The 20,599-nt window shown below is 70.4% G+C and carries 20 protein-coding genes; 12 read left to right on the top strand and 8 right to left on the bottom strand.

The genetic code is table 11. The features are described from left to right. Positions 1–65 precede the first annotated feature (65 nt). Together BLW84_RS16630 and BLW84_RS16625 are read right to left on the bottom strand one after the other, a co-directional pair. Complete coding sequence (locus BLW84_RS16630) at positions 66–584, bottom strand: hypothetical protein (protein ID WP_143060974.1); 519 nt, start codon at positions 582–584, stop codon at positions 66–68. Positions 585–817: 233 nt separating this feature from the next. After that, positions 818–1,990, bottom strand: coding sequence for a threonine synthase (locus tag BLW84_RS16625; RefSeq protein WP_245761188.1), 1,173 nt, complete (start codon positions 1,988–1,990; stop codon positions 818–820). A gap of 183 nt (positions 1,991–2,173) precedes the next feature. Between BLW84_RS16625 and BLW84_RS47495 the strand changes: the two genes are divergently transcribed. From BLW84_RS47495 to BLW84_RS16600, 6 genes are all read left to right on the top strand, one after another. Continuing rightward, complete coding sequence (locus BLW84_RS47495; RefSeq protein ID WP_177226506.1) at positions 2,174–2,341, top strand: isocitrate/isopropylmalate family dehydrogenase; 168 nt, start codon at positions 2,174–2,176, stop codon at positions 2,339–2,341. 264 nt (positions 2,342–2,605) lie between these two features. Next, positions 2,606–3,445, top strand: a complete 840-nt coding sequence (locus BLW84_RS16620) for an aldo/keto reductase (RefSeq protein WP_093266321.1) — start codon at positions 2,606–2,608, stop codon at positions 3,443–3,445. Positions 3,446–3,660: 215 nt separating this feature from the next. Beyond that, a complete protein-coding gene (locus tag BLW84_RS16615) occupies positions 3,661–4,287 on the top strand; it encodes a hypothetical protein (RefSeq protein ID WP_218157341.1) in 627 nt (208 codons plus the stop codon). Positions 4,288–4,560: 273 nt separating this feature from the next. Next, positions 4,561–5,829, top strand: a complete 1,269-nt coding sequence (locus tag BLW84_RS16610) for a Dyp-type peroxidase (RefSeq protein WP_218157340.1) — start codon at positions 4,561–4,563, stop codon at positions 5,827–5,829. Between the two features lie 100 nt (positions 5,830–5,929). Further along, on the top strand, positions 5,930–7,051 hold the full coding sequence (locus BLW84_RS16605; protein ID WP_093266316.1) for a catalase family protein: 1,122 nt from the start codon (positions 5,930–5,932) through the stop codon (positions 7,049–7,051). A gap of 167 nt (positions 7,052–7,218) precedes the next feature. Next, positions 7,219–7,875, top strand: coding sequence for a GAP family protein (locus BLW84_RS16600; RefSeq protein WP_218157339.1), 657 nt, complete (start codon positions 7,219–7,221; stop codon positions 7,873–7,875). 99 nt (positions 7,876–7,974) lie between these two features. On the opposite strand, the gene BLW84_RS16595 is transcribed toward BLW84_RS16600, so the two are convergent. Continuing rightward, a complete protein-coding gene (locus BLW84_RS16595; RefSeq protein WP_218157338.1) occupies positions 7,975–9,174 on the bottom strand; it encodes an alpha/beta hydrolase family protein in 1,200 nt (399 codons plus the stop codon). A gap of 195 nt (positions 9,175–9,369) precedes the next feature. On the opposite strand from BLW84_RS16595, the gene BLW84_RS16590 reads away from it, so the two are divergent. Further along, complete coding sequence (locus BLW84_RS16590) at positions 9,370–10,146, top strand: SDR family oxidoreductase (RefSeq protein WP_093266313.1); 777 nt, start codon at positions 9,370–9,372, stop codon at positions 10,144–10,146. Positions 10,147–10,416: 270 nt separating this feature from the next. Here the strand turns inward: BLW84_RS16590 and BLW84_RS16585 are convergent, their stop codons facing one another. After that, on the bottom strand, positions 10,417–11,880 hold the full coding sequence (locus BLW84_RS16585) for an MFS transporter (protein ID WP_093266312.1): 1,464 nt from the start codon (positions 11,878–11,880) through the stop codon (positions 10,417–10,419). A gap of 284 nt (positions 11,881–12,164) precedes the next feature. Here BLW84_RS16585 and BLW84_RS16580 point away from each other — a divergent pair, with 284 nt between their 5' ends. Beyond that, positions 12,165–12,914, top strand: a complete 750-nt coding sequence (locus BLW84_RS16580; RefSeq protein ID WP_093266310.1) for a glucose 1-dehydrogenase — start codon at positions 12,165–12,167, stop codon at positions 12,912–12,914. A 214-nt stretch (positions 12,915–13,128) separates the two neighbouring features. Here BLW84_RS16580 and BLW84_RS16575 read toward each other — a convergent pair whose 3' ends face one another. The 3 genes from BLW84_RS16575 to BLW84_RS16565 are packed head-to-tail and all read right to left on the bottom strand — an operon-like array spanning position 13,129 to position 14,912. After that, positions 13,129–13,536, bottom strand: coding sequence for a nuclear transport factor 2 family protein (locus BLW84_RS16575; RefSeq protein WP_093266309.1), 408 nt, complete (start codon positions 13,534–13,536; stop codon positions 13,129–13,131). Next, the gene (locus tag BLW84_RS16570; RefSeq protein WP_093266307.1) at positions 13,533–14,042 is read right to left on the bottom strand and encodes a nuclear transport factor 2 family protein; all 510 of its coding nucleotides are present in this window, start codon (positions 14,040–14,042) and stop codon (positions 13,533–13,535) included. Before BLW84_RS16570 ends, BLW84_RS16575 begins: the two co-directional genes overlap by 4 nt. Before the next feature lie 15 nt (positions 14,043–14,057). Further along, positions 14,058–14,912 carry a TIGR03619 family F420-dependent LLM class oxidoreductase gene (locus tag BLW84_RS16565; RefSeq protein WP_093266305.1) on the bottom strand — a complete coding sequence of 285 codons (855 nt, stop codon included), beginning with the start codon at positions 14,910–14,912 and terminating at the stop codon, positions 14,058–14,060. A gap of 231 nt (positions 14,913–15,143) precedes the next feature. Between BLW84_RS16565 and BLW84_RS16560 the strand changes: the two genes are divergently transcribed. After that, positions 15,144–16,031: an IclR family transcriptional regulator gene (locus BLW84_RS16560; RefSeq protein ID WP_218157337.1), complete on the top strand. Its 888-nt coding sequence runs from the start codon at positions 15,144–15,146 to the stop codon at positions 16,029–16,031. Positions 16,032–16,080: 49 nt separating this feature from the next. On the opposite strand, the gene BLW84_RS16555 is transcribed toward BLW84_RS16560, so the two are convergent. Further along, complete coding sequence (locus BLW84_RS16555; RefSeq protein ID WP_342743153.1) at positions 16,081–16,662, bottom strand: flavin reductase family protein; 582 nt, start codon at positions 16,660–16,662, stop codon at positions 16,081–16,083. Positions 16,663–16,885: 223 nt separating this feature from the next. Between BLW84_RS16555 and BLW84_RS16550 the strand changes: the two genes are divergently transcribed. The 3 genes from BLW84_RS16550 to BLW84_RS16540 are packed head-to-tail and all read left to right on the top strand — an operon-like array spanning position 16,886 to position 20,458. Beyond that, the gene (locus BLW84_RS16550; RefSeq protein WP_093266304.1) at positions 16,886–17,752 is read left to right on the top strand and encodes an alpha/beta fold hydrolase; all 867 of its coding nucleotides are present in this window, start codon (positions 16,886–16,888) and stop codon (positions 17,750–17,752) included. After that, entirely contained in the window at positions 17,749–19,401 is a 1,653-nt protein-coding gene (locus BLW84_RS16545) for an FAD-binding protein (protein WP_093266302.1), read from the top strand. The genes BLW84_RS16550 and BLW84_RS16545 overlap by 4 nt, the downstream gene beginning before the upstream one ends. A 13-nt stretch (positions 19,402–19,414) precedes the next feature. Beyond that, complete coding sequence (locus BLW84_RS16540; RefSeq protein ID WP_093266300.1) at positions 19,415–20,458, top strand: ferredoxin--NADP reductase; 1,044 nt, start codon at positions 19,415–19,417, stop codon at positions 20,456–20,458. The last annotated feature ends 141 nt before the right edge of the window (positions 20,459–20,599 follow it).

The following is a 20,599-nucleotide window of genomic DNA, read 5'->3' as shown; positions in this document are numbered from 1 at the left end:
CCGCGGTGCGGATCGGCGCACGGCCGTTCGGGTGCTCACGACCAGTGTGCGCACCCCTTCCCGGCTCACGCCACGGGCCGGGACTCCCGGGCCGGCGGCACCGCGGCCTCGGGGGAGGAAGCGGCCTTGGCGAGTCCGCTCGCAGGCTGCACGGCCCTGGGCGCCGGGATGGTCTCGAGGACCACCGGCCGCTCGTGGCGGGCGGCCCAGGCCTTGCCCAGGAGCGCGCCGAGCAGCGCCGCACCGGTCAGCGCGGCCAGTCGAACGGCGTCGCCGGAGTCCCAGCCGAGATCGCCGTGGGAATGCACGACGAAACCGTTGAACAACATCCAGCCCAGCGCCGCGGTGACCAGCGCGCCGGTGGCGTTGCGGACGGCGAGGCCGTAGCCGCCGGCGACGAGGCACAGCACGACCAACCCGGCCACCTGCCCGCCCGACCACCAGACCGCCACGGCCGTGGGCGCCATCCCCGCCACGACCGCGAAGAAACCGACCGCGGACGATGTCGCGGGCCCGGCCACCGACCGGCGAACCAGGCCACGCCGGAACATGATCATCACGACGCCCCCGGATCTGATGAGCACCGTCCTCTGTCGGCGGTGACGTGTTCAGTGAAGCTCGCCGAGCGGCGCCGGAGCGGGCTCTTGACGCGATTCCTACAGGCAGCGGGCGGACCTTGACGGCGGGATGACTCCGCGGCGGCGCCCGTCGGAGCCGGAGGCGGCGATCGCGGGCAGCGCCGGTTCGCCACAGGAAACCACCAACAGCACCGGGAAACCGCCGCCAGAGCCTGGCTCCGGTCCGCCGGCGAACGACGTCAGTCGTCCAGCAGCCGGGCCATCGCGGTGCTCGCCTTGAGTCCCGAGCCGGTCAGCACCGCGACGACGACGTCGTCGCCGGTGAGGTGGCCGTCGCGCGCGAACCGTTCGAGGGCGGGCACCACCTGGGCGCTCGTGGGTTCGGCGTAGAGGCCGGTCCTCGCCAGGGCGAGCGTCGCCGGGCGCAGTTCTTCCTCGGGCACCGCGGTCATCGCGCCTCCGCTGGCGCGGATCGCGCGCAGCACCTCCTGGTCGCGCACGGGGTGCGCGATGGACGTTCCCTCGGCGAGCGTCGGGGCCCATTCGGCCGGTTCGACGCCGTCCGCGCCGGAGTCGAACGCCCGCACCAGCGGGCTGCACCGCTCCGGCTGGCTGACCAGCAAGCGCGGCACCCGGTCGATCTCGCCCGCCCGGTGCAGCTCCCCGAAGCCCGCGGCGCAGCCCAGTACCAGGCTCCCCGCGCCGGCCGGGACGACCACCGCGGACGGGGCGGTGAAACCGAGGTCCTCCCAGATCTCGTAGGCGATGAGCTTGATGCCGTCGAGGAAGTGCGGGTGCCAGTTGTGGCTGGCGTAGAAGCGTTCGCCCGACCGGCGGAGCGCCTCGTCGGCGGTGTCCTGCCGGCTGCCGGGCACGAGTTCGACCGACGCGCCGTGGATCCGGCTCTGCAGGATCTTGGCCGGGGACGTCGACTCGGGGGCGAGGATCTGCGCGTCGATCCCGGCCGCCGCGCAGTACGCGGCGACGGACGAGCCGCCGTTGCCGCTGGAGTCCTCCAGTACCGCGGGGACGCCCTGCGCGCGCAGGGTGCTGATCATCACCGAGGTGCCGCGGTCCTTGAAGCTGGCCGTGGGGTTGGCCGACTCGGACTTGACCGCGACGTCGAGCCCGGCCAACCGGCGGTGCAGCAACGGGGTCAGCCCCTCGCCGAGGCTGACCGCCGGGGTGTCGGGCAGAGCGAGCGCGGCGGCGTAGCGCCATTGCGAACGCACGCTCGAGTCGATGCGTTCGCGGGTGATGCCGGGCAGCGGCTCGACCAGCAGGGGAGATCCGTCGTCGCCGCACCAGCGCGGCTCGTCGATCGGGTAGCGGCGGCCGGTGCGATCGATCAGCTCGGCCGAGCGGGCGACGCCGTCGAAGAACTGCAGATCGTCGAGCTCCGGCAGATCCACGGCGTCCTTCTTTCGTCTCGCGCAACACTGTTGTGCCGAATCAGGTCTTTTGGGTCCACTTCGTGCGTCCTACGCTACCTGGAAATCGCCCGTGGGACGCGGGGCGAGGTTCGGCCGATCCGCCGGCGAAAGCCCATTTCGACTGCGCCGCAAGGAAAATGCGGCCACCGGAGGAATTCCACCATGACCACTACGTATCGCATTGCCGTGATCCCCGGCGACGGCATCGGGAAGGAGGTCGTGCCCGAGGGCGTGCGGGTGCTGACCGCGGCTCACGCCGGATCTGGGTGGCGAAGCACGACCGCGGAGCTCGGAGCCGCCGTGGCCGACGCGGTCCGCGACTCCCGCTGAGCGCACTCCCCGCCGAATTTGGCACTGCTATCTCGAAAACGATCGATCGCGCGGGTCGATCGCGCCGTTTTCCCCGCAACTCTCAGAAAGATCTCAACGATGAGCACATCTGCAGAAGTCGCGACGAGCAGGACGACCACGCGGATCGGCGGAGTCGTGACGGTCATCGGCGCGGCCGCGCTCATCCAGGGCGTTGCACTGAGTACCTGTGTCGGTGATCGGGTTGCTGTTAGCGTTGCCCCTCGACAGAGGGAGAGAAAGAGCTTGTCATCGACTGTGTTTCGTTTCGATGGGGATCTGGAAGTACGGCGGCTCGGATTCGGGGCCATGCACTTGCCGACGGAGCCGGGCCCGGCCCGCGAGGCCTCTCTCGCGGTCGCCCGGCGGGCCGTGGAGCTGGGCGTCACGCTGATCGACACCGCGTACATGTACGGCGGGGGAGCCAACGAGGAGCTCCTGGCCGAAGCGCTGCACCCCTACCCGGACGAGCTGCTCATCACCACCAAGATCGGCGTCGCCCGCTCGGAGGCCTCCGGCGAGTGGGAGCTCAACGGGCGCCCGGCCGTGCTGCGCGATCAGGTCGACCGGGCACTGCGCCGGCTGCGCGTCGAGCGGATCGAGCTGCTCCAGCTGCACCGCATCGACCCAGGGACACCGCTCGCCGACCAGGTCGGGACGCTGCGAGACCTGCGGGACGAGGGCAAGATCGCCCGGATCGGGCTGTCGGAGGTCACCGCCGGGGAGCTCGACCAGGCGCGGCAGATCGTCGAGATCGCAAGCGTGCAGAACCGCTACAACCTGCTCGACCGCGAGCACGATCCGGTCCTGGAGGCATGCGATGCGGCCGGGATCGCGTTCCTGCCGTGGCGCCCCGTCGCCTGGGGCGGGTCGGGGGCGAGGGCCGAGGTCGCCGCCGTGGCCGCGGAACTCGACGCCACTCCCACCCAGGTGGCGCTGGCCTGGCTCCTCGACCGCTCGCCGGTCGTCCTCCCGATCCCGGGCACGGCCCGGATCGATCACCTGGAGGAGAACCTCGCCGCGGAACGGCTCCACCTGACCGGTGCCCAACGCGACCGCCTCGACCACCTTCCCGGGGCGCCGTAATACGCCGCCACACTGGTCCACAAGGGACGGAGGTCGGCAAGAGCCGCGCGGGTGTCGGCGGTGTGGCCGGTGGGGCTCATCGGGACGTGCGGTGGGCCAGAGGTGTTCAGGGCCATCTCGGCCGTGGTGCTCGTCAGCGAGGCGGGAGGAGGGCTTTTGGCTCTTGCTCGGCCACAACGCCTGCCCAAGCCTGGAGCACAAGGGCGCATGGCCGCTTGCGGGGCACCAGGCTCCCTGATGAGCACGGAGGAGGGACTCCGATGACGGAAGCGACTCAGTCAGCTCAGCCGGAGCGGCCGGGCATGGCGGATGGGGTGTGCAGCGAGTTCACGGTTTTCACGAAGATCAAGCCGGGCCACGCGGATGCGCTGCGCAAGGACCTCGACGACCTTAGGAGCGGATCGTCCAAGGAGCAGAATCGAGCAGCGTTGAATGAGATCGGCACGTTGCACGACGCACGGCATGCGATCTTCGATGACGATACCCGGCACATGTTCGCCAGCGTGTTCGACGGGTCCTGGGACACCTACATCGATGACTTCGCCAAGACGGTTGTCGGGGCGAACTTCGAGAAGATCTTCTCGCACGCGGAAGGGTTCCCCGGCATCGCCGATCCCAGCGTGAAGGACTGGTTCGTCGCCCACCAGGCGCCTGCGGAATTCTTCATCAGCTCCTACCCCGATCTCACCGTCCAGCAGATCTGGAAGAACCAACGCGTGAACGAGGCGTTCCAGGCGGTGCTCGACACCCCCGAGTTCCGGGCGGCGCTCGACGATCCGGCCAACGCGGCGCTGCTGGCCACGCCGGCCTTCCAGAAGCTGCTCGACGAAGCCGCGGGCTGACGCCGAGGAACCCTCCCCGAGTCGATCACAGGTGCTCTTCGGGTGATCGGCGGGTTGTGGTGCCAAGGCCTCGGCGGTCGACCGGGGCGTGGAATGGGCAAGCCAGGCCGCAGTGGCGGGTGGGAGTGCGTGCCAGCCGCGCGGCGACATCCGAGTTGTGCGGAGACCTGATACGGGGGCGCTACGGTCATGGACGCAGCGGAAAACAGCAGTACACCGAGCGTGAGCGTCGAGATCGATGATGTCCAGAGCGGAGCGCTTCGTCCCCGGCCGGTGCCGTACGTCGGCAGGTTTTTCTTCCTGCGCGTTGACGACCGCCTAGCCGGGCGTGCCCTGCTGCGGCGGCTGCTCCCGGCGATCGATGCAGGGCTCCCCAGCGTCGATCCGAGTCAAGGTGCCTGGGTGGCCGTGGCCTTTACCTACCAGGGACTACGCGCCCTCGGGGTTCCCCAGGAGTCGCTCGACAGTTTCCCGCTTCCGTTCCGGCAGGGCATGGCGGCGCGGGCCGCTGTGATCGGCGACGTCGGCGAGAATGATCCGGCCCAGTGGGAGCCGCCGTTCGGAACCCCTGATGTTCATATCGCGGTGAGTGCGCTCGCGCCCGATGCGGCGAGCCTGGAGAAGGCGCTGGAGCGAGAACGCGCCGCCCTTCGGGAGACACCCGGTGTCGAGGTGATCTGGCAGCAGGAGGTCCAGCAGCTCCCCACCGGCCGCACCTCCTTCGGCTTTCGCGACGGCATCAGCCATCCGAGCATCGAGGGGGTCGGGATTCCCGGCTCCAATCCGCACGAAGCCCCTCTCAAGGCCGGTGAGTTCATCCTCGGCTACCCCGATGAGACCGGAAACCTGCCGCCCATGCCGCGGCCCGAGGTCCTGGGGCGCAACGGGACCTACCTGGCTGTGCGCAAGCTTCACACCAAGGTTGCGGCCTGGCGGCAGTACCTGCGCGCGAACACCTCCAGTCCCGAGGAGGAGGCGTTGCTGGGGGCGAAGATGATCGGACGCTGGCCGAGCGGGGCACCGCTGACCCTCTCCCCGGAGCACGATGATGCGGAGTTGGCCGCGGATCCGCGCCGCAACAACGACTTCCTCTACCGGAAGGACGACGATCGCGGCTTCAAGTGTCCCGCTGGTGCGCATATCCGGCGGGTGAACCCGCGCGATGCCAACATCATCGGGGTGGCGCGGATGCACCGCATCATCCGTCGCGGTACCAGCTACGGCCCGCCGCTGCCGGAGGGCGTGCTCGAAGACGACGGCGCCGATCGTGGACTCGTCGGGGTCTTCATCTGCGCCCACCTGGACCGGCAGTTCGAGTTCATCAAGTCCGAGTGGGTCAACGATGGCAACTTCATCGGGTTCCCTGGGGAGAAGGATCCGGTGGCCGGGCACCACGGCGGAACGGGCAGCGTCACCATCCCGGGGAAGCCGGTCCGGCGCCGCCTGCAGAACTTGCCGAGCTTCGTCGTCACTCGCGGTGGGGAGTATTGCTTCCTTCCCGGCCTGCGTGCCCTGCGCTGGCTCTCCGAGCTGGAGAACTGAGTACCAGGACCGATTCACCTCCTCGGTCCGCGCTCTCGTCGCCGACCCGCAGTGCTGGCCGGGCGGTTCATCGACCGCATGACGAAGGAAGGTCGAGATCATGGCAACAGGGTTCATCCCATACACGCGGGACGTCGAAGTCGCTGATCCCCAGTTCGACCAGAACCTGCAGACGGTGATCGGGAAGACGGAGCGCTACATTGCCGAATCGGTCGAATCCGAGGGCACCGGCCGGGCTGTCCGCGACGCGCATGCCAAGGGATATGGACTGGTCCGGGGGGAAGTCGAGATCCTGGGCGGGCTGCCCGCCGAGTACGCGCAGGGTGTTTATGCCGCGCCGGGAAGGCATGGGGCGCTCATCCGCTTCTCCAATGGTTCGCCCCACGCCGGGGCCGACGCGCGGCTCGGCGCGGCGACCGGACTGGCGCTGAAGATCTTCGACATCGACGGTCCGACTCTGCTGGAGGACGAGCCTGACACGCGCACTTTCGACTACGCCAACATCAATGCGCCGATCTTCTTCTGCAACACGGTCGAGCACTACCTGTTCATCCAGGACCTGTTCCTCCAGGCCCCGGCCTACTTCGCGGAAGGTCGCCCTGGAGTGCATCGCTTCTACCGGGATTTCGTGACCGGAAAGGGAACGCTCGACCAGGAGGATTGGGCCTGGGACGAGTTTCTGGCATTCCTCCGCCTGTCGCAGCTGCCCAAGGTGAACGTGCTGCTGTCGAGCTATTGGACGATGGGCGCGGTCCGGCACGGCGACTACATCGCCAAGGTGCGTTTCGCCCCGGACCCCGCCTCCGCCGACGCGGTGGTCCGGCGCGCCATGGATATCGCCTCGGCGCCGGAGGTCTTCCGGCCGGCTTTGGTGGCCGAGCTGGGGGAGCGCCCCTACGCGTTCGACATCCAGGTCCAGCTGTGCACCGATCTGGAGCGGATGCCGGTCGAAGACGTCACCGTGGAGTGGCCGGAGAAGCTCTCGCCGTTCGTCACGGTGGCCAAGCTGCGGATCCCGCAGCAGGACATCTCGGGCGAAGACAACCTGGAGAAGATGGATGCGCTGTCCTTCACACCGTGGCGGGTCACGGCTGAACACGCACCCCTGGGCAACATCATGCGGGCGCGCAAGGAGGTTTACCGCCGCTCCTCCGTACTGCGTCACAAGCTCAACCAGCAGCAGCGCGAAGAGCCCCGCAGCGCCGACGAATTGCTGCCGTAGCCCAGCACCGCAGCCAAGCGCGCTCGCGCCTCCGTGCCTACCCGGACGCCTCGGAACTGGAGGCCCAGAAGGCTTTGCGCGTGACCAGTGGTCAGCTCGGTGGAGCCAGTCAGCCTGATCGTCCCTGATCCCGTCCGGAGGCCGCTTTGGGTAAAGCTCTCGGTGATGTGCTGGGCCTGGCGGCCGGTGTCGCCGTCAGCCCACTCCCGATCGTCGCGATCATCCTCGTCCTGGCCACGCCGCGGGGACGGCTCAACGGACCGCTGTTCGCAATCGGCTGGGTTGTCGGTCTTTCGGCGCTGGGCGCCGTGATGCTGGCGATCGGCGGGCCGGCCGGTGCCTCCACCCACCAGCAACCGGCCACCTGGGTGGGAGGTCTCAAGCTCGCACTGGGGGTGCTCCTCGTCCTCCTCGGTGCCCGGCAGTGGCGCCGACGGTCTGTCGACGCCTCGCAGGCGCAGCTGCCGAAGTGGATGGCTGCGATCGACCGCTTCACACCGATCAAGATCTTCGGGCTTGGACTGGCACTGGCGGCGGCCAATCTCAAGAACGCACCGCTGACCCTCGCCGCGGGTGCCTCGATCAGCTCGGCCGGGCTTCCCATCGGGCAGCAGATCGCGTCGCTGGCGGTGTTCGTGATCATTGGTTCGCTGGGACTTCTGGCTCCGCTCGGGGTCGTCCTGTTCATGGGAGAGCCGGCGAAGAACATGCTCGACGGGTGGCGAGATTGGGCCGTGCGGCACAACACCGCCGTGATGGCGGTGTTGTGCTTCGTGCTCGGCTTGAAGCTGTTCGGCGACGGTCTCGGCATCCTCATCTCTTGAAGACGAAGCCTGGATCGAGGGCAGGGCGCGCCGTTCTCGGAGGCATACTCCACCGAAGTCCGGTATTCGTGCTCGCTGCGGATCGCGCGGTGGCCCGGTTCAGGGCCGGGAGCAGGCGTTCGCCGGTTGCCGGTTCGCGAGGAGATCCTCGGTGAACCGCTGCGCAGCGGGCTGGGATGCCGCGAGGACCTGGCGGTGATCCGCGCCGTCGTACACCGCGTAGCCGATCGCGGGGGAGCGTTCGCACAGCGACTTCACCAGCTGGTCGGTTCCCGGCTTGCTCACGAGCACGTCCGTCGTGCCCTGCAGGACCAGGGTCGGGACGCGAAGCGCCAGGCCCTCCGGTTCCTGCGACTTCAGGTACGCCGTCAGCCGGCCGAGATCCGCGCCCTCGCGGAAGACCCGCTCCGCCCGCACCGTCGGGGCGGCCTCCCGGATCCCGTCCTGGCAGGTCGTGCGCGCGGCGTCCAGCACCGGCCGGACGTCGTCGCCGAGCAGCTGCTCGGGCACGATTCCGGGATCGACCGCAGCCGCACCGATGAGCATCGTGGGAAGGAACGGCAGCGCCGCACGGACGCCCTGCTCGCCCGTTCGCTGCTGGAAGTACGTCGTCGTCTGGCTGGTCTGGAAGCCGCCCGGCGCGATGGACACCGCACCACGCAGCGAGAGTCCAGCGGCTTGCTGATCGGCTGCGGCGGTGAACAGGGCGGCGTGGCCGCCCTGGCTGTGCCCCACCGCGAACCAGTCCGATCCGACACCGGGGTCGACCTGGCGCGCGGCGCGGACGATGTCGGTGACCGCGTTCGCCGCGCTCCGCCCGTTGAGGTAGGGGTGCTCTCCGGGGGTGCCGAGCCCTTCGTAGTCGGTTTGCACCACGACGTAGCCGGCGGCGACCCACCGGTCCAGCGTCTGGTCGACGAGCCCGACGTAGGAGTGCGCCGGGCCGCCCGGCCGGTCGGCGGACGGTGCGCAGACATCGGCCGTGCCGGTGGTGCCGTGCGCCCAGCTGATCACCGGCCAGCCCGCCTGCGGCGGGGGAGACTTGGGCACCGAGACCGTTCCCGAGACCGTGATGGGCTTCCCGCCGGCGTCCGCGGAGGTGTAGGAGATCAGCCATTCGCCCTGCGCGCTGGGCAGGCGCCGGTGGTCCAGCGGGACCGAGCTCGACAGGGTGCCGCCTTCCGCCGCGACCGCGGGCGCCGGTTCCGAGGTGCCGCCGGTGCTTGCGGCGCAACCGGACGCGACCAGTCCGGCCGCGAGCAGCGCGGTCAGCGAGGTGGTTAGAGACAGCCGGTTCACGGGCGTTCCTCCCGGGCGGTCGGGTTCGAAGTCCCGCAGAGACAACATCGTCGGCACCCGGCGGGTATCCGCCGATCCCACTCACCGGTACTTCCGGATCCCGCGGCGCGGCGAACTCGATAGGCATGCGGAGATGGCCGCTGCGCCGGATTTCCCAGGCGAGGCCGAAAGAACTGGTGGGAGGAGCACGAGGACATGACACGCCGCATCGCCGTGACCGGCTCGGCATCGGGCATCGGCAAGGCCCTGGTGGGGATGCTGACAGCGCAGGGAGCCACCGTGATCGGTGTCGATCGGGACACCGCGGACGTCCGGGCCGACCTGTCCACCGACGAGGGGCGGACCCGGGCGGTGGCGGAGGTGGCCGAACTCGCCGCGGGACGCCTGGACGGCGTGGTCGCGTGCGCCGGCGTCTCGCTGCCCGATCCGATCGCCGTGAGCGTCAACTACTTCGGCGTCGTCCGGCTGCTGGCGGGCCTTCGGCCGTTGCTCACCGCCGCTCCGCAGCCGCGGGCCGCGGTGGTCGGCTCCATCGCCGGAACGCAGCCGGTCGACCAGGCCGTGATCGACGCGTGCCTGCGGGACGACGAGCAGGCGGCGCTGGAACGCGCGCGGGCAGCGGTCGAGAGCGGGGCCGGTTCCCGGTTGTACCCGTCGTCGAAATCGGCCCTCGCGCAGTGGTTGCGCCGAACGGCCGTGACCGCGGACTGGGCGGGTGCGGGAATCCCGCTCAACGCCGTGGCGCCGGGCGTGGTCCTCAGCCCGATGGCGGCGCCGCTCCTCGAGGACGAGGCGATGAAGAAGGTCATGGACGAGGCGGTGCCGATGCCGCTGAACGGGTATGCGGAACCGGGCGTGATCGCCGCGGCGCTGGACTGGCTGATCAGCACCGGGAACACGCACATGACCGGGCAGGTGATCTATGTGGATGGTGGCGCCGACGCCACCTTGCGAGGCCCGGAGGTCTTCTAGCGGGCCGGAAGCGGTCGAGAACGGGGCTGCGGTGTGCGACCGCAGCCCCGCTCTCGATGCGCAGTGGCCGAACCAAAGCGCCCACCGACCCTGGCGCCTATCGAGGCGAACGGTCCGTTCACCTCACACCGATGGTGCATGCCGGTGTTGGGTGGGTGAAGTGAACGGCCTGTTTGCCTCGTCTATTGAGGCGAACAGGCCGTTCACTCCACACCAGCCGGGCGAGGTCGTGCCACCGCGCCCGGCTGGGTGCGGCTCCGCCGGGCAGCCCTACAGCGTGTGCTGACCGCGGAGGGGGCCGGTGGAGAGGGAGCTGATCAGGGCGACGGCGCCGCACACCGCAGTTGCGAGGAAGGCCAGCACGAAGCCTGATTCGGCGTAGTGCACCTCGGCGCCGAGATAGGTCGCGCCCGGCAGCAGTAGCAGCACCACCAGCACCTGCGATCCGATCGAACTGCCGAAACTGCCCACCAGGTTCAGCATTCCGCCGCTGACGCCCTGCACGTCGGCGGGCACCGCGTGCATGATGATGTTCGGCAGCGACGCCGTCGCGGCCCCGATGCCGATCCCGAAGATCAGCTGGGACAGCAGGAGGATCCCCGCGGTGTCGTGGACGAACGCGATCAGGGTCGCGCCGGCGGTGAGCGCCGAGGCGCCGAAGGCCAGGCCGGCGCGGGGCCCGAAGCGCCGCGAGACCAGCCCGCTGACCGGCCCCGCGATCATCGCGGAAACCCCCGCTGCGGCGAGGAATCCCGCCACCTCGAACGCCGACGAGCCGAACCCGAAGCCGCCTTCCGGCGACGACATCGCGAACATCGGCACCAGCATCGAGTTGCCGACCAGCGCGAACTGCACGCAGGCGTTGGCGATCATGGGCAGGCCGACCCGGCGGCGCGTGAGGAGTCCGATGTGGACGAGCGGTGCGGACGCCCGCCGTTCGTAGGCGACCCAGCCCGCGATGAGCAGCACGCCCGCGATGATCCCGCCCAGCGTGGGCACCGAGACCCAGCCCGCTTTCTTGGCCATCCCGACGCCGGCGAGGAAGGCCAGCGCGCCGAGTCCCAGCAGCGCCGCGCCGAGCCAGTCCACGCCGACCTTGGCGCGCAGGCCGCTTTCGGGGATCAACCGCCACACCAGCAGGCCCACCACGACCGCGTAGCAGAGCTGGAACCAGAAGACGCCGCGGAAGGAGAAGGTGCCGAGCAGGATTCCGCTGATGAGCGGGCCGATGATCGTGCTGGCCCCCATCCCGGTGCCGATGAAGCCCAGCGCGATCGGGATCAGCCGCCTCGGCAGCACGTCCCGGACCAGCCCGTACGCCAGCGACAGGACGGCCAGGCCGAAGCCCTGCAGCGCACGACCGGCGATCATCAGCGGCAGCACCGGCGCCGTCGCGCACAGCGCGGTGCCGACGGCGAACACGGCGGTGCAGCCCAGCGCGACCTTCTTCTTGCCGTAGATGTCGCCCAGCTTGCCGCACACCGCGAAGGCGATCGCGCCGACCAGGGTGACGGCGGTGATGATCCAGGAGATGTCCGGCGATCGGTACGCGGCGGCGATGTTCGACAGCACCGGCGTCACCATCGTGTAGGCGAGCCCGGTGATCTCCACCAGCAGCACGAGAAGCGCGATGATCGCGTAGTTCTGCCCGGTGGACCGCTCATGGCGAACGGATTCGCCGTCGGTGTCCGGTCCGGCGGGCGCGGGTCTTTGCGGCAGCGATGCATGATCCATTCTGGACTCCTCGCTGAGTCGGGATTGGCTGCGATGATCATCGAATTCGGGCCGGCGGAAGGGAGTTCTGGCCAGCCGCGCGGCGCCCGGGGGATGCCCGGAGCGGGCGTGCCAGCGGACGCTAACGAGTCGACCAGGGTGCTTCCGATGAGGTCTCGGTCACCGAGACGGCCACGGGACCGGCCGGCTGCGGCGGGAGCTGCTCATTCAGCGGGATCGGGCCGGTGCGCCGAGCACTTCGCCACCATGCTGCGTCCACACGACGGATTCGGAGGAGCGGGTCGATGGGCAAGCTGGACGGCAAGGTCGCACTGGTCACCGGAGGCGCGCGGGGCATGGGCGCCGCCCACGTCCGCACCCTTGCGGCGGAAGGGGCCCGGGTCGTCTTCGGCGACGTGCTGGCCGACGAAGGCCGGCGGCTGGCGGGGGAACTCGGCCACGATTGCCGGTTCTTCCTGCACGACGTGACCGTGACCGACGACTGGTCGGCGATCGTCGACCACACGGTTTCGACGTTCGGCGGGCTCGACGTCCTGGTCAACAACGCGGGAATCCTGCGGTTCCAGTCCTACGCCGACGCGAACGTCGAGGACTTCCGGCAGATCCTCGAGGTCAACCTGGTTTCGCAGTGGCTCGGCATCAAGCACACCGCGCCGGTCATGCGGGAGGGCGGCTCGATCGTGAACATCTCGTTGGTCAACGGGCTGGTCGGCGGAGCGGGATTCGCCGGCTACAGCGCGAGCAAGTTCGGCATCCGGGGCCTGACGAGGTCCGCGGCGCTGGAGCTCGGGCCCCGCGGGATCCGGGTCAACTCCGTGCATCCCGGCAGCGTGGCCACGCCGATGACCGGCAGGGAGGAGGACGAGCTGGAGGACCGGACCGGCGGCGTGATCCGCAGGCTGCCCATTCCCCGCTACGCCCGACCGCAGGAGATCAGCAACGTGGTGCTGTTCCTCGCCTCCGACGAGTCGAGCTACTGCACCGGTGCGGAGTTCGTCGCCGACGGCGGGATGACCGCAGGGGCCGGGTTCTGAGGAGGCGTTCCGGAACGGGTGCGGGCATGCGCGGGGCGTGCCCGCCCGGGGCGCAGGGCGGCGGTTTCGCGCGAAACCGGCGTTTCGCGTGAGGGGATATGGCGGTTTCGCGCGAAACCGCCGCATCCTCAGTCATCGGACGCCTTCGGATGAGCCGTTCTGAAACGGCTCCCGAGGCAAGACGAGTCCTATGTGGACGCCGAGGGGTTCGCGCTCAGGCCGGGCGGAGCACGGCGAAGTCGCCCAGGGTGATCCGCATGTCGAAGGTGCGCGACGACAGCCGCCAGCCGCCGGGCGTGCGCACCCAGCGGTCGTCGTACTCGCCCATGCACTCGAAGAACCGCCCGGCCATCGGTCCGGCCCCGACGTGGTGCACGCGCGCGTAGGTCAGCGAACGCGCGGTGTCGCCGTCCACCGCCACCCGGTGGTTGCCGAGCAGGTGCTGCGTCGGGCCGCACCCGTCGAGGTGATCGCGCATCTGCCGCACGATCGCCTCGACGCCGTCCCCGCTGTACCCGTGGGCGTCCGGGAGGAAGGCGGCCGCGACCGCCGTCCAGTCCCGCCCGTCGATCGCGGCCGCCAGCTCGGCGAGCCGCTCCACGATCTCCTCCCGGGCGGTCATTCCGCCTCCACCGCACCGGGATCGAGCGCGGCGAGCAGTCGCGGGGACTCCTCGCGGCCGTCGAGGACCCGGCCCGTCCGGCGGGTGACGCGCCAGCCCGCCGGCCCGCGCCGCAGCCGCCACCGGTTGGCGGTGGCGCGGCGCACGACGAACTCCCCGCCGTTGTGCAGCACCATCAGCGAGTGGCCCACGGCGACGGCCTCGTCGCCCTCGACCGTGATGTGCGCGGGGCCGAGGAAGTGGGCGCAGCCGCCCTCGATCCAGCCCTGGTGCGTCGCGCCGGTGACCATCGCGACGATCTCGGCGCGGCCGTTCATCGACCACCCGTCGACCTCGTAGGTGCCGTCGACCTCCCAGCGGTCGGCCACGGCCTCGGCGCTGCCGCTGTCGACCAGCGGGCCGTAGCTCGCGATGAGCCGGGCGATCTCCTGCTGGTCTTCGAGCCGCCGCAGGCGCTCCTCCAGCGCGGCGAGCCGCTCGGCGAGATCGGTGGATTCCTCAGCCATCGGTACCTCGTCCCGTCAATCGAGGCCGGCCGCGATGCCGGCCAGGGCTTCGAGCTGCTCGCAGTAGTGGTCGGCGGATCGCGCCCGCAGCTGGGCGCCGACGAGCGTGGCGCCCGCTTCGCGCACCTGCACCAGCGCCGCCTCGGCCGCCGTCGGCTTTTCCATCGGGTCCAGCGCGCCGGAGGAGAGCACGACCTCGAAGCCCGCCGGAAGTTCGACCTTGGTCAGCATCTCCCGCAGCTGAGCCAAGTCGAGGCCGAAGGGCACCCAGCCGTCGCCGTGCTTCGCCGCGCGGCGGAGGGAGCGCAACGTCCGGCCGCCGATCCACATCGGCACGCGGGCCTGCACGGCGTGCGGCTCCACGACGAAGCCCGCGTAGTCGTAGTGCTCGCCGTGGTACTCCGGCTCCCGCTGAGACAGGCTGGCGCGCAAGGCGGCGAGGGCATCGTCGGCCCGGGCACCGCGCCCCTCGAACTGCGCGCCGATCAGCGCGAACTCCTCTTCCAGGCTGCCCACGCCGAGCCCGAGGACCAGGCGGCCGCCCGAGACGCGGTCGAGGGTGCCGTAGCGCTTGGCGATCTCCAGCGGGTGGTGGTAGCCGAGCACCAGGACCTGCGTGGCGAGCCGGATCCGCGTGGTGCGCGCGGCCAGGTATCCGAGCGTGGCCAGCGGGTCCCAGTAGGTCGCGCCGCGCTGCTCGGCGACCTCCCGGGGAATGCCCACGTGCTCGCTGCACGTCAGGTGGTGGAAGCCCAGCCGGTCGGCGGTCTCGGCGATCCTGCCGAGCTCCTCGATGCCCGCCGTGCGCTCCCACTCCGAATGCACGCCCGGTACCTGCGTCACCACCGGGCTTGCGATGCCGACTCTCATCTGCAGACCTTTCCTCGCGCGGCGCCGGTGTCACCGGGCCGTCGACAAGGTTTAGCCGAGCCGCCTCGCGAGCTCCCGGCTCGTCCCGGTCACCGGGAGCCGGGTGCTCCCCGAAACACGGGCGAAACCCCGGCGGGAGACTTCCGCAGCTCGCGCGCCGCTGCTACCGTTTCCGGATAGGTGGAATTCATTTCAGTTTTACTTCCGGTACGCCGGGCTGAGGGGAGAACCATGACTGTCCCTTTCGCTCGCGAGCACGCTGACTCCCCGCGCCGCGAGCTGCCGCCGTCGATGGTGGAACGGATGACCCTGATCCTCGACTCCTTCGAACGCTGCTCCGCCCGGCTCACCCTGGAAGACGTGGCTCGAAGCACGAATCTGCCCAGGTCGACAGCGCACCGGATCCTCGATCAGCTGGTCCGGCTCGACTGGCTCCGGCACAGCGCCGCGGGCTACTCGCTCGGGCGCCGCGCGCTCAGCCTCGGCGGCCAGGCCAACGCCCACGACGAGCTCCGCGGCGCCGCCGCGCCGCTGCTCCACGGCCTCCAGATGAAAACTGGAATGGTCGTTCACCTCGGGGTGCTGGAGGGCGGCGAGATCCACTACCTCGACAAGGTGGGCGGCCGGTTCGCCGCGTCGGTGCCCTCGTGCGTCGGCGGCCGGGCCCCGGCGCACTCGACGGCCCTGGGCAAGGCGATTCTGGCCGGGCTCGCGCCCGAGACCGTGGACGAGCTGCTCGGCGACCGCATCGGGCGGCTGACCGACCGCACCATCGGCGACATCGGCACCCTGCACCAGGAGCTCAACCGCATCCGGCGCCGCCGCGGCCTCGCCTTCGAGCGGGGCGAGTGCATTCCGTCGCTCGCCTGCGCGGCGGCCGCCGTCCGCGGCCCGGAGGGACCGGTGGGCAGCATCTCCCTGGTGGGGTACGTCCAGGCGCCGTTGGAGAAGGTGGCGCCGCTGGTCGTGGACGCCGCCAGGACGGTGTCGCAGGTGCTCTACCCGGCCGCGGCGAAACCGCGCTCGTGCCGCCAGATGAGCGTTGTCGCGCCCGAGAAGACCTGGTCGACCGCGACGCTCGACCGCATGATGGCGGCGGGAACCGGCGACTGGCTCTGACCGCCGGGCGCCGGATTCCGGCCGCGCACCGCGGAAATCCCGCGCCGGCTCAGGCCCAGGTGTCGCCCCAGCCCCAGGCGTCCGGCATGACGAATTCCGGCTCCGGTGTGATCCCGAACTTGCCCCGGAAGAAGACCATCGGCGGCGCGTCGGCGGGCGTCTCCAGCTCCAGCACCCGGCCGATCACCACGTCGTGGTCGCCGGCGGCGTGCACGTCGTGCACCTCCGCGTGCACCCGCAGGAGCACGCCGGGCAGCACCGGGCTGCCCCACCGGGACAGCTGCCAGGGCAGTCCCTCGAACTTGGTTCCCCGGCTGGAACCGAACCGGTCGCACAGGTCGGTCTGCCGCTCGGCGAGCACGTTCACGCAGAAGCGCCCGGTGCTGCGGATCCGCGGCCAGGCCCGGCCCCGGTGGTCGGCGCAGAACAGCACGAGCGGTGGTTCCAGGGACACCGAGGCGAAGGACTGGCAGGCGAAGCCCGCCGGTTCGCCGTCGTAACCGGTCACCACCGTGACGCCGCTGGCGAAGGTGCCCATCGCCCGCCGCATCTCCAGCGGCGTGGGCGCCACCGCCGCGGGGGCGTCGTCCACCGTGACCTGAGGATCTTCCGCTGCTCGCTGGGTGTTCACGGAATCGACGTTAGGCGCGCGGTTGCGGCGTTCTCGCCACGTCGTCCCGTTGAGCGGGAGGCACTGCCCATGCCCTCGGAAGCGGATTCCGCGGGCGGTCGCGATCCCGTTGATCGGGAGCCCGCGATCCCGCTGATCGGGAGTCCGTGCAGCCCTGCCGGGGCGCCCGCCCTTAACGTGCAGCGGCGAAACCACTGAAAGTCCTCGAGAGCTTGGGCGTGAGATGACGGAACTGAGCTACGAGTCCACGCTGCGCGAGCTGCAGACGGACCGCGGAACCCTGCGCTACCACGAAGCCGGCGACGGGCCGCCGCTGCTGATGCTGCACGGGTCCGGCCCCGGCGTCACCGGGTGGCGGAACTTCCGCGGCAACCTCCCGGTCTTCGCCGAGCACTTCCGCTGCCTGGTCCTGGAATTCCCCGGCTTCGGCGTCAGCGACCCCACCGACGAGCACCCCATGGCCGCCGCCCCCGCCGCCGTCCGGCGCTTCCTGGACGGCCTCGGCCTCCAGCAGGTCGACGTGATCGGCAACTCCATGGGCGGCATCGTCGCGACCAGGTTCGCCATCGACGAACCGGACCGCGTGCGCCGGCTGGTCACCATCGGCGGGGTGGGCCGTGCCCTCTTCAGCCCCTCGCCGGGCGAGGGCATCAACCTGCTGATGGAGTTCACCGACGAACCCACGCGGGAGCGGCTCGTGGCGTGGCTGAACTCCATGGTGTACGACCGGTCGCTGGTGACCGAGGAGCTGATCGAGGAGCGCTGGGCGCACGCCACCGATCCGAGCACCCTCGCCAGCGCGCGGAAGATGTACGGCCGCAAGGCTTTCGAGGCCGTCGCCGCCGCCGCGGCGAACTCCGACGAGCCGCCGTACTGGGCGATGCTGCACAAGGTCCGGGCCCGGACGCTGATCACGTGGGGACGCGACGACCGGGTCAGCCCGGTCGACATGGCGCTGGTCCCCATGCGCACGATTCCCGACGCCGAACTGCACATCTTCCCCAACTGCGGGCACTGGACGATGATCGAGCAGAAGGAGGCCTGGGAGAGCGCGGTGCTGGCGTTCTTGACGCGGAAGGACGCGCCGTGACCGCGTCCTGGGACCACGAGTTCGACCTCGTCGTCGTCGGCTCCGGCGGCGGCGGGATGACCGCCGCGCTCACCGCCACCGACGCGGGCCTGTCGACGGTGGTCGTCGAGAAGGCCGGGAAGTACGGCGGCAGCACCGGGATGTCCGGCGGCGGCATCTGGATCCCCAACAACCCGGTGCTGCGGGCCAAGGGCCACGACGACAGCCGCGAGTCGATCCGCCGGTACCTGGACCTGCTCACCGAGGGCAAGGTGCCGGCCGCCCGCCTCGACGCCTACGTCGACCACGGCCCCGCGGCGATGGAACTGCTGTGCCGCAGCAGGTGGATGCGGTTCTACTGGACCAAGGGGTACGCCGACTACCACCCGGAGTACGAGGGCGGGCGGCCGATGGGGCGATCCGTCGAGCCGCTGCCCTTCGACACGCGGAAACTCGGCGCGGACGAGAAGTTCCAGCGCCCCAACAGCATGAAGGGCCCGCTGGGCCTGTGGGTCACGGGCAAGGACTACCACGACCTGGCCATGGTCAAGCGCACCTGGCGGGGCCGCTGGGCGTCGGTGATCGCCGCCTGGCGGGTGTCCTCCAACGTCGTCCGGCGGCGACACATGTCCACCGGCGGCCGGGCCCTGGTGGCGCGGATGCGGATGGCGCTCAAGGACGCCGGAATCCCGCTGTGGCTGCGGGCCCCGATGACCGACCTGGTGGTCGAGGACGGCCGCGTGGCGGGTGTCGTCGTGCGCCGCGACGGCGAGCAGCAGCGCATCCGCGCGCGTCGCGGCGTGCTGCTCGCGACAGGCGGCTTCGACCACAACGGCGAGATGCGGGCCGAATACCTACCCGAGGGCGGCCAGGAGAACCACAGCCTCGGCGCGGTGGAGAACGTCGGAGACGGCATCGAGGCGGGCCGGAAGCTGGGCGCGGCCCTGGACTTCATGGACGACGCCTGGTGGATGCCCTCGGTCGAACATCCCTCGGGCGCCACGATCCCGCTGGTCTCCGAGCGCGCCATCCCGGGCCAGATCATCGTGTCGGCGGACGGGAAGCGGTTCACCAACGAATCGGCGCCGTACACGAACTTCGTGCACGCGCAGCTGGCGGGCAAGCACCGGCCGATCTGGTTCATCATGGACGCGAGGGCGCGCGCGAGGTACCCGTTCGCGCAGATCCTGCCCGGCATGCCGTTCCCGCAGAGCTTCTACGACGCGGGCATCGTGCACCGCGCCGGCACGATCGCGGAACTCGCGGAACGGATCGACGTCCCGGCGGACGCGCTGCAGCAGACCGTCGAGCGGTTCAACGGCTTCGCCCGCGCGGGCGAGGACGCGGACTACGGCCGCGGCAACAGCGCCTACGACCGCTACTACGGTGATCCCACCCTGAACAACCCCAACCTGGACGTGATCGACAAGGCGCCGTTCTACGCGGTGCGGATCGAGACGGGCGATCTCGGCACGAAGGGCGGGCTGGTCACCGACGAGCTCGGCCGGGTCCTACGAGCGGACGATTCGGCGATCGAGGGCCTCTACGCCACCGGCAACACCACCGCGTCGGTCATGGCCAACGAGTACGCGGGCCCCGGCGCCACCATCGGTCCGTCCATCGTCTTCGGCTACATCGCGGCGAAGCACGCCGCGGGAGTTCTCCGATGAGGCGGGAGGAAACATGACGCCGCCAACGGTGTGGAAGCTTCGCGTCGTCGAGGTGATCCGGGAGACCGCCGACGCGCACACCCTGGTCCTGGAGCACTCCGAGCAGCCGGGTGAGCCGTTCGGCTACCTGCCCGGTCAGTTCCTGACCATCCGGATCCCCTCGGAGCGGCCGGGCGGGGCCGCCCGCTGCTATTCGCTGTGCAGCTCCCCCGTCTGCGACGAGAAGCTGAAGGTCACGGTCAAGCGGACCAGGGACGGCTACGGCTCGAACTGGATCTGCGACAACGTCGTCGCGGGCGACGTGCTCGACGTGCTGAGCCCGTCGGGGACGTTCACGCCCGCGTCGCTGGACACCGATCTGCTGCTCGTCGCCGCCGGCAGCGGGATCACCCCGGTGCTCTCGATCCTGAAGTCCGCGCTCCGCGCGGGCGGGGGCCGGATCACCTTGCTCTACGCCAACCGCGACGAGAACTCGGTGATATTCCGCGACGAACTGCAGACGCTCGGGCTCGACGAGCACGGCGACCGGCTCACCGTGCTGCACTGGCTGGAATCCGTGCAGGGGCTGCCGACCGCGGCGGGCGTGCGGGAGCTGCTGCGGCCCTACGCCGACCGCGAGGCTTTCATCTGCGGGCCCAAGGTGTTCATGGACCTGGTACTCGAATCGCTGACCGCGCTCGGCGCGCCGCCGAAGCGGGTGCACGTCGAGCGCTTCACCTCGCTGACCGGCGATCCGTTCGCCGCCAACGAGATCCTGCCGGAGCCCGCCGAGGACGGGCCGGTGAGCGAGGTCGAGGTGACCCTCGACGGGGAGACGCGCACCCTGTCGTGGCCCCGGAGCCGCAAGCTGCTCGACGTGCTCCTGGCCGCGGGCCTGGACGCGCCGTACTCCTGCCGGGAAGGCGCCTGCAGCGCTTGCGCCTGCGTGCTGCTCGAAGGCGAGGTCGACCTCGAGCGCAACGAAGTGCTCGACGCCAACGACCTCGCCGAGGGCATCGTCCTCGGCTGCCAGGCCGTGCCGCTCACCGACCGGCTGAAGTTGACCTACGACTACTGACCGGACGGGGTCCCGGTGAGCGGGAGGGAGAACCCGCGGTGCGATCCTGCACCGCGGGTTTTCGCTTGTCCCGACGGAGTTCCGCGACCGGGCGGTCCCGGTGAGCGGGAGAGGAATCCCAGCTGCGGGAGATCGGCTGGC

This window comes from Saccharopolyspora shandongensis (genome assembly GCF_900106995.1).
Lineage (GTDB): Bacteria > Actinomycetota > Actinomycetes > Mycobacteriales > Pseudonocardiaceae > Saccharopolyspora > Saccharopolyspora shandongensis.
Note: the sequence above shows the minus strand (reverse complement) of the source record. Positions and strands in the feature narration are given on the sequence as shown.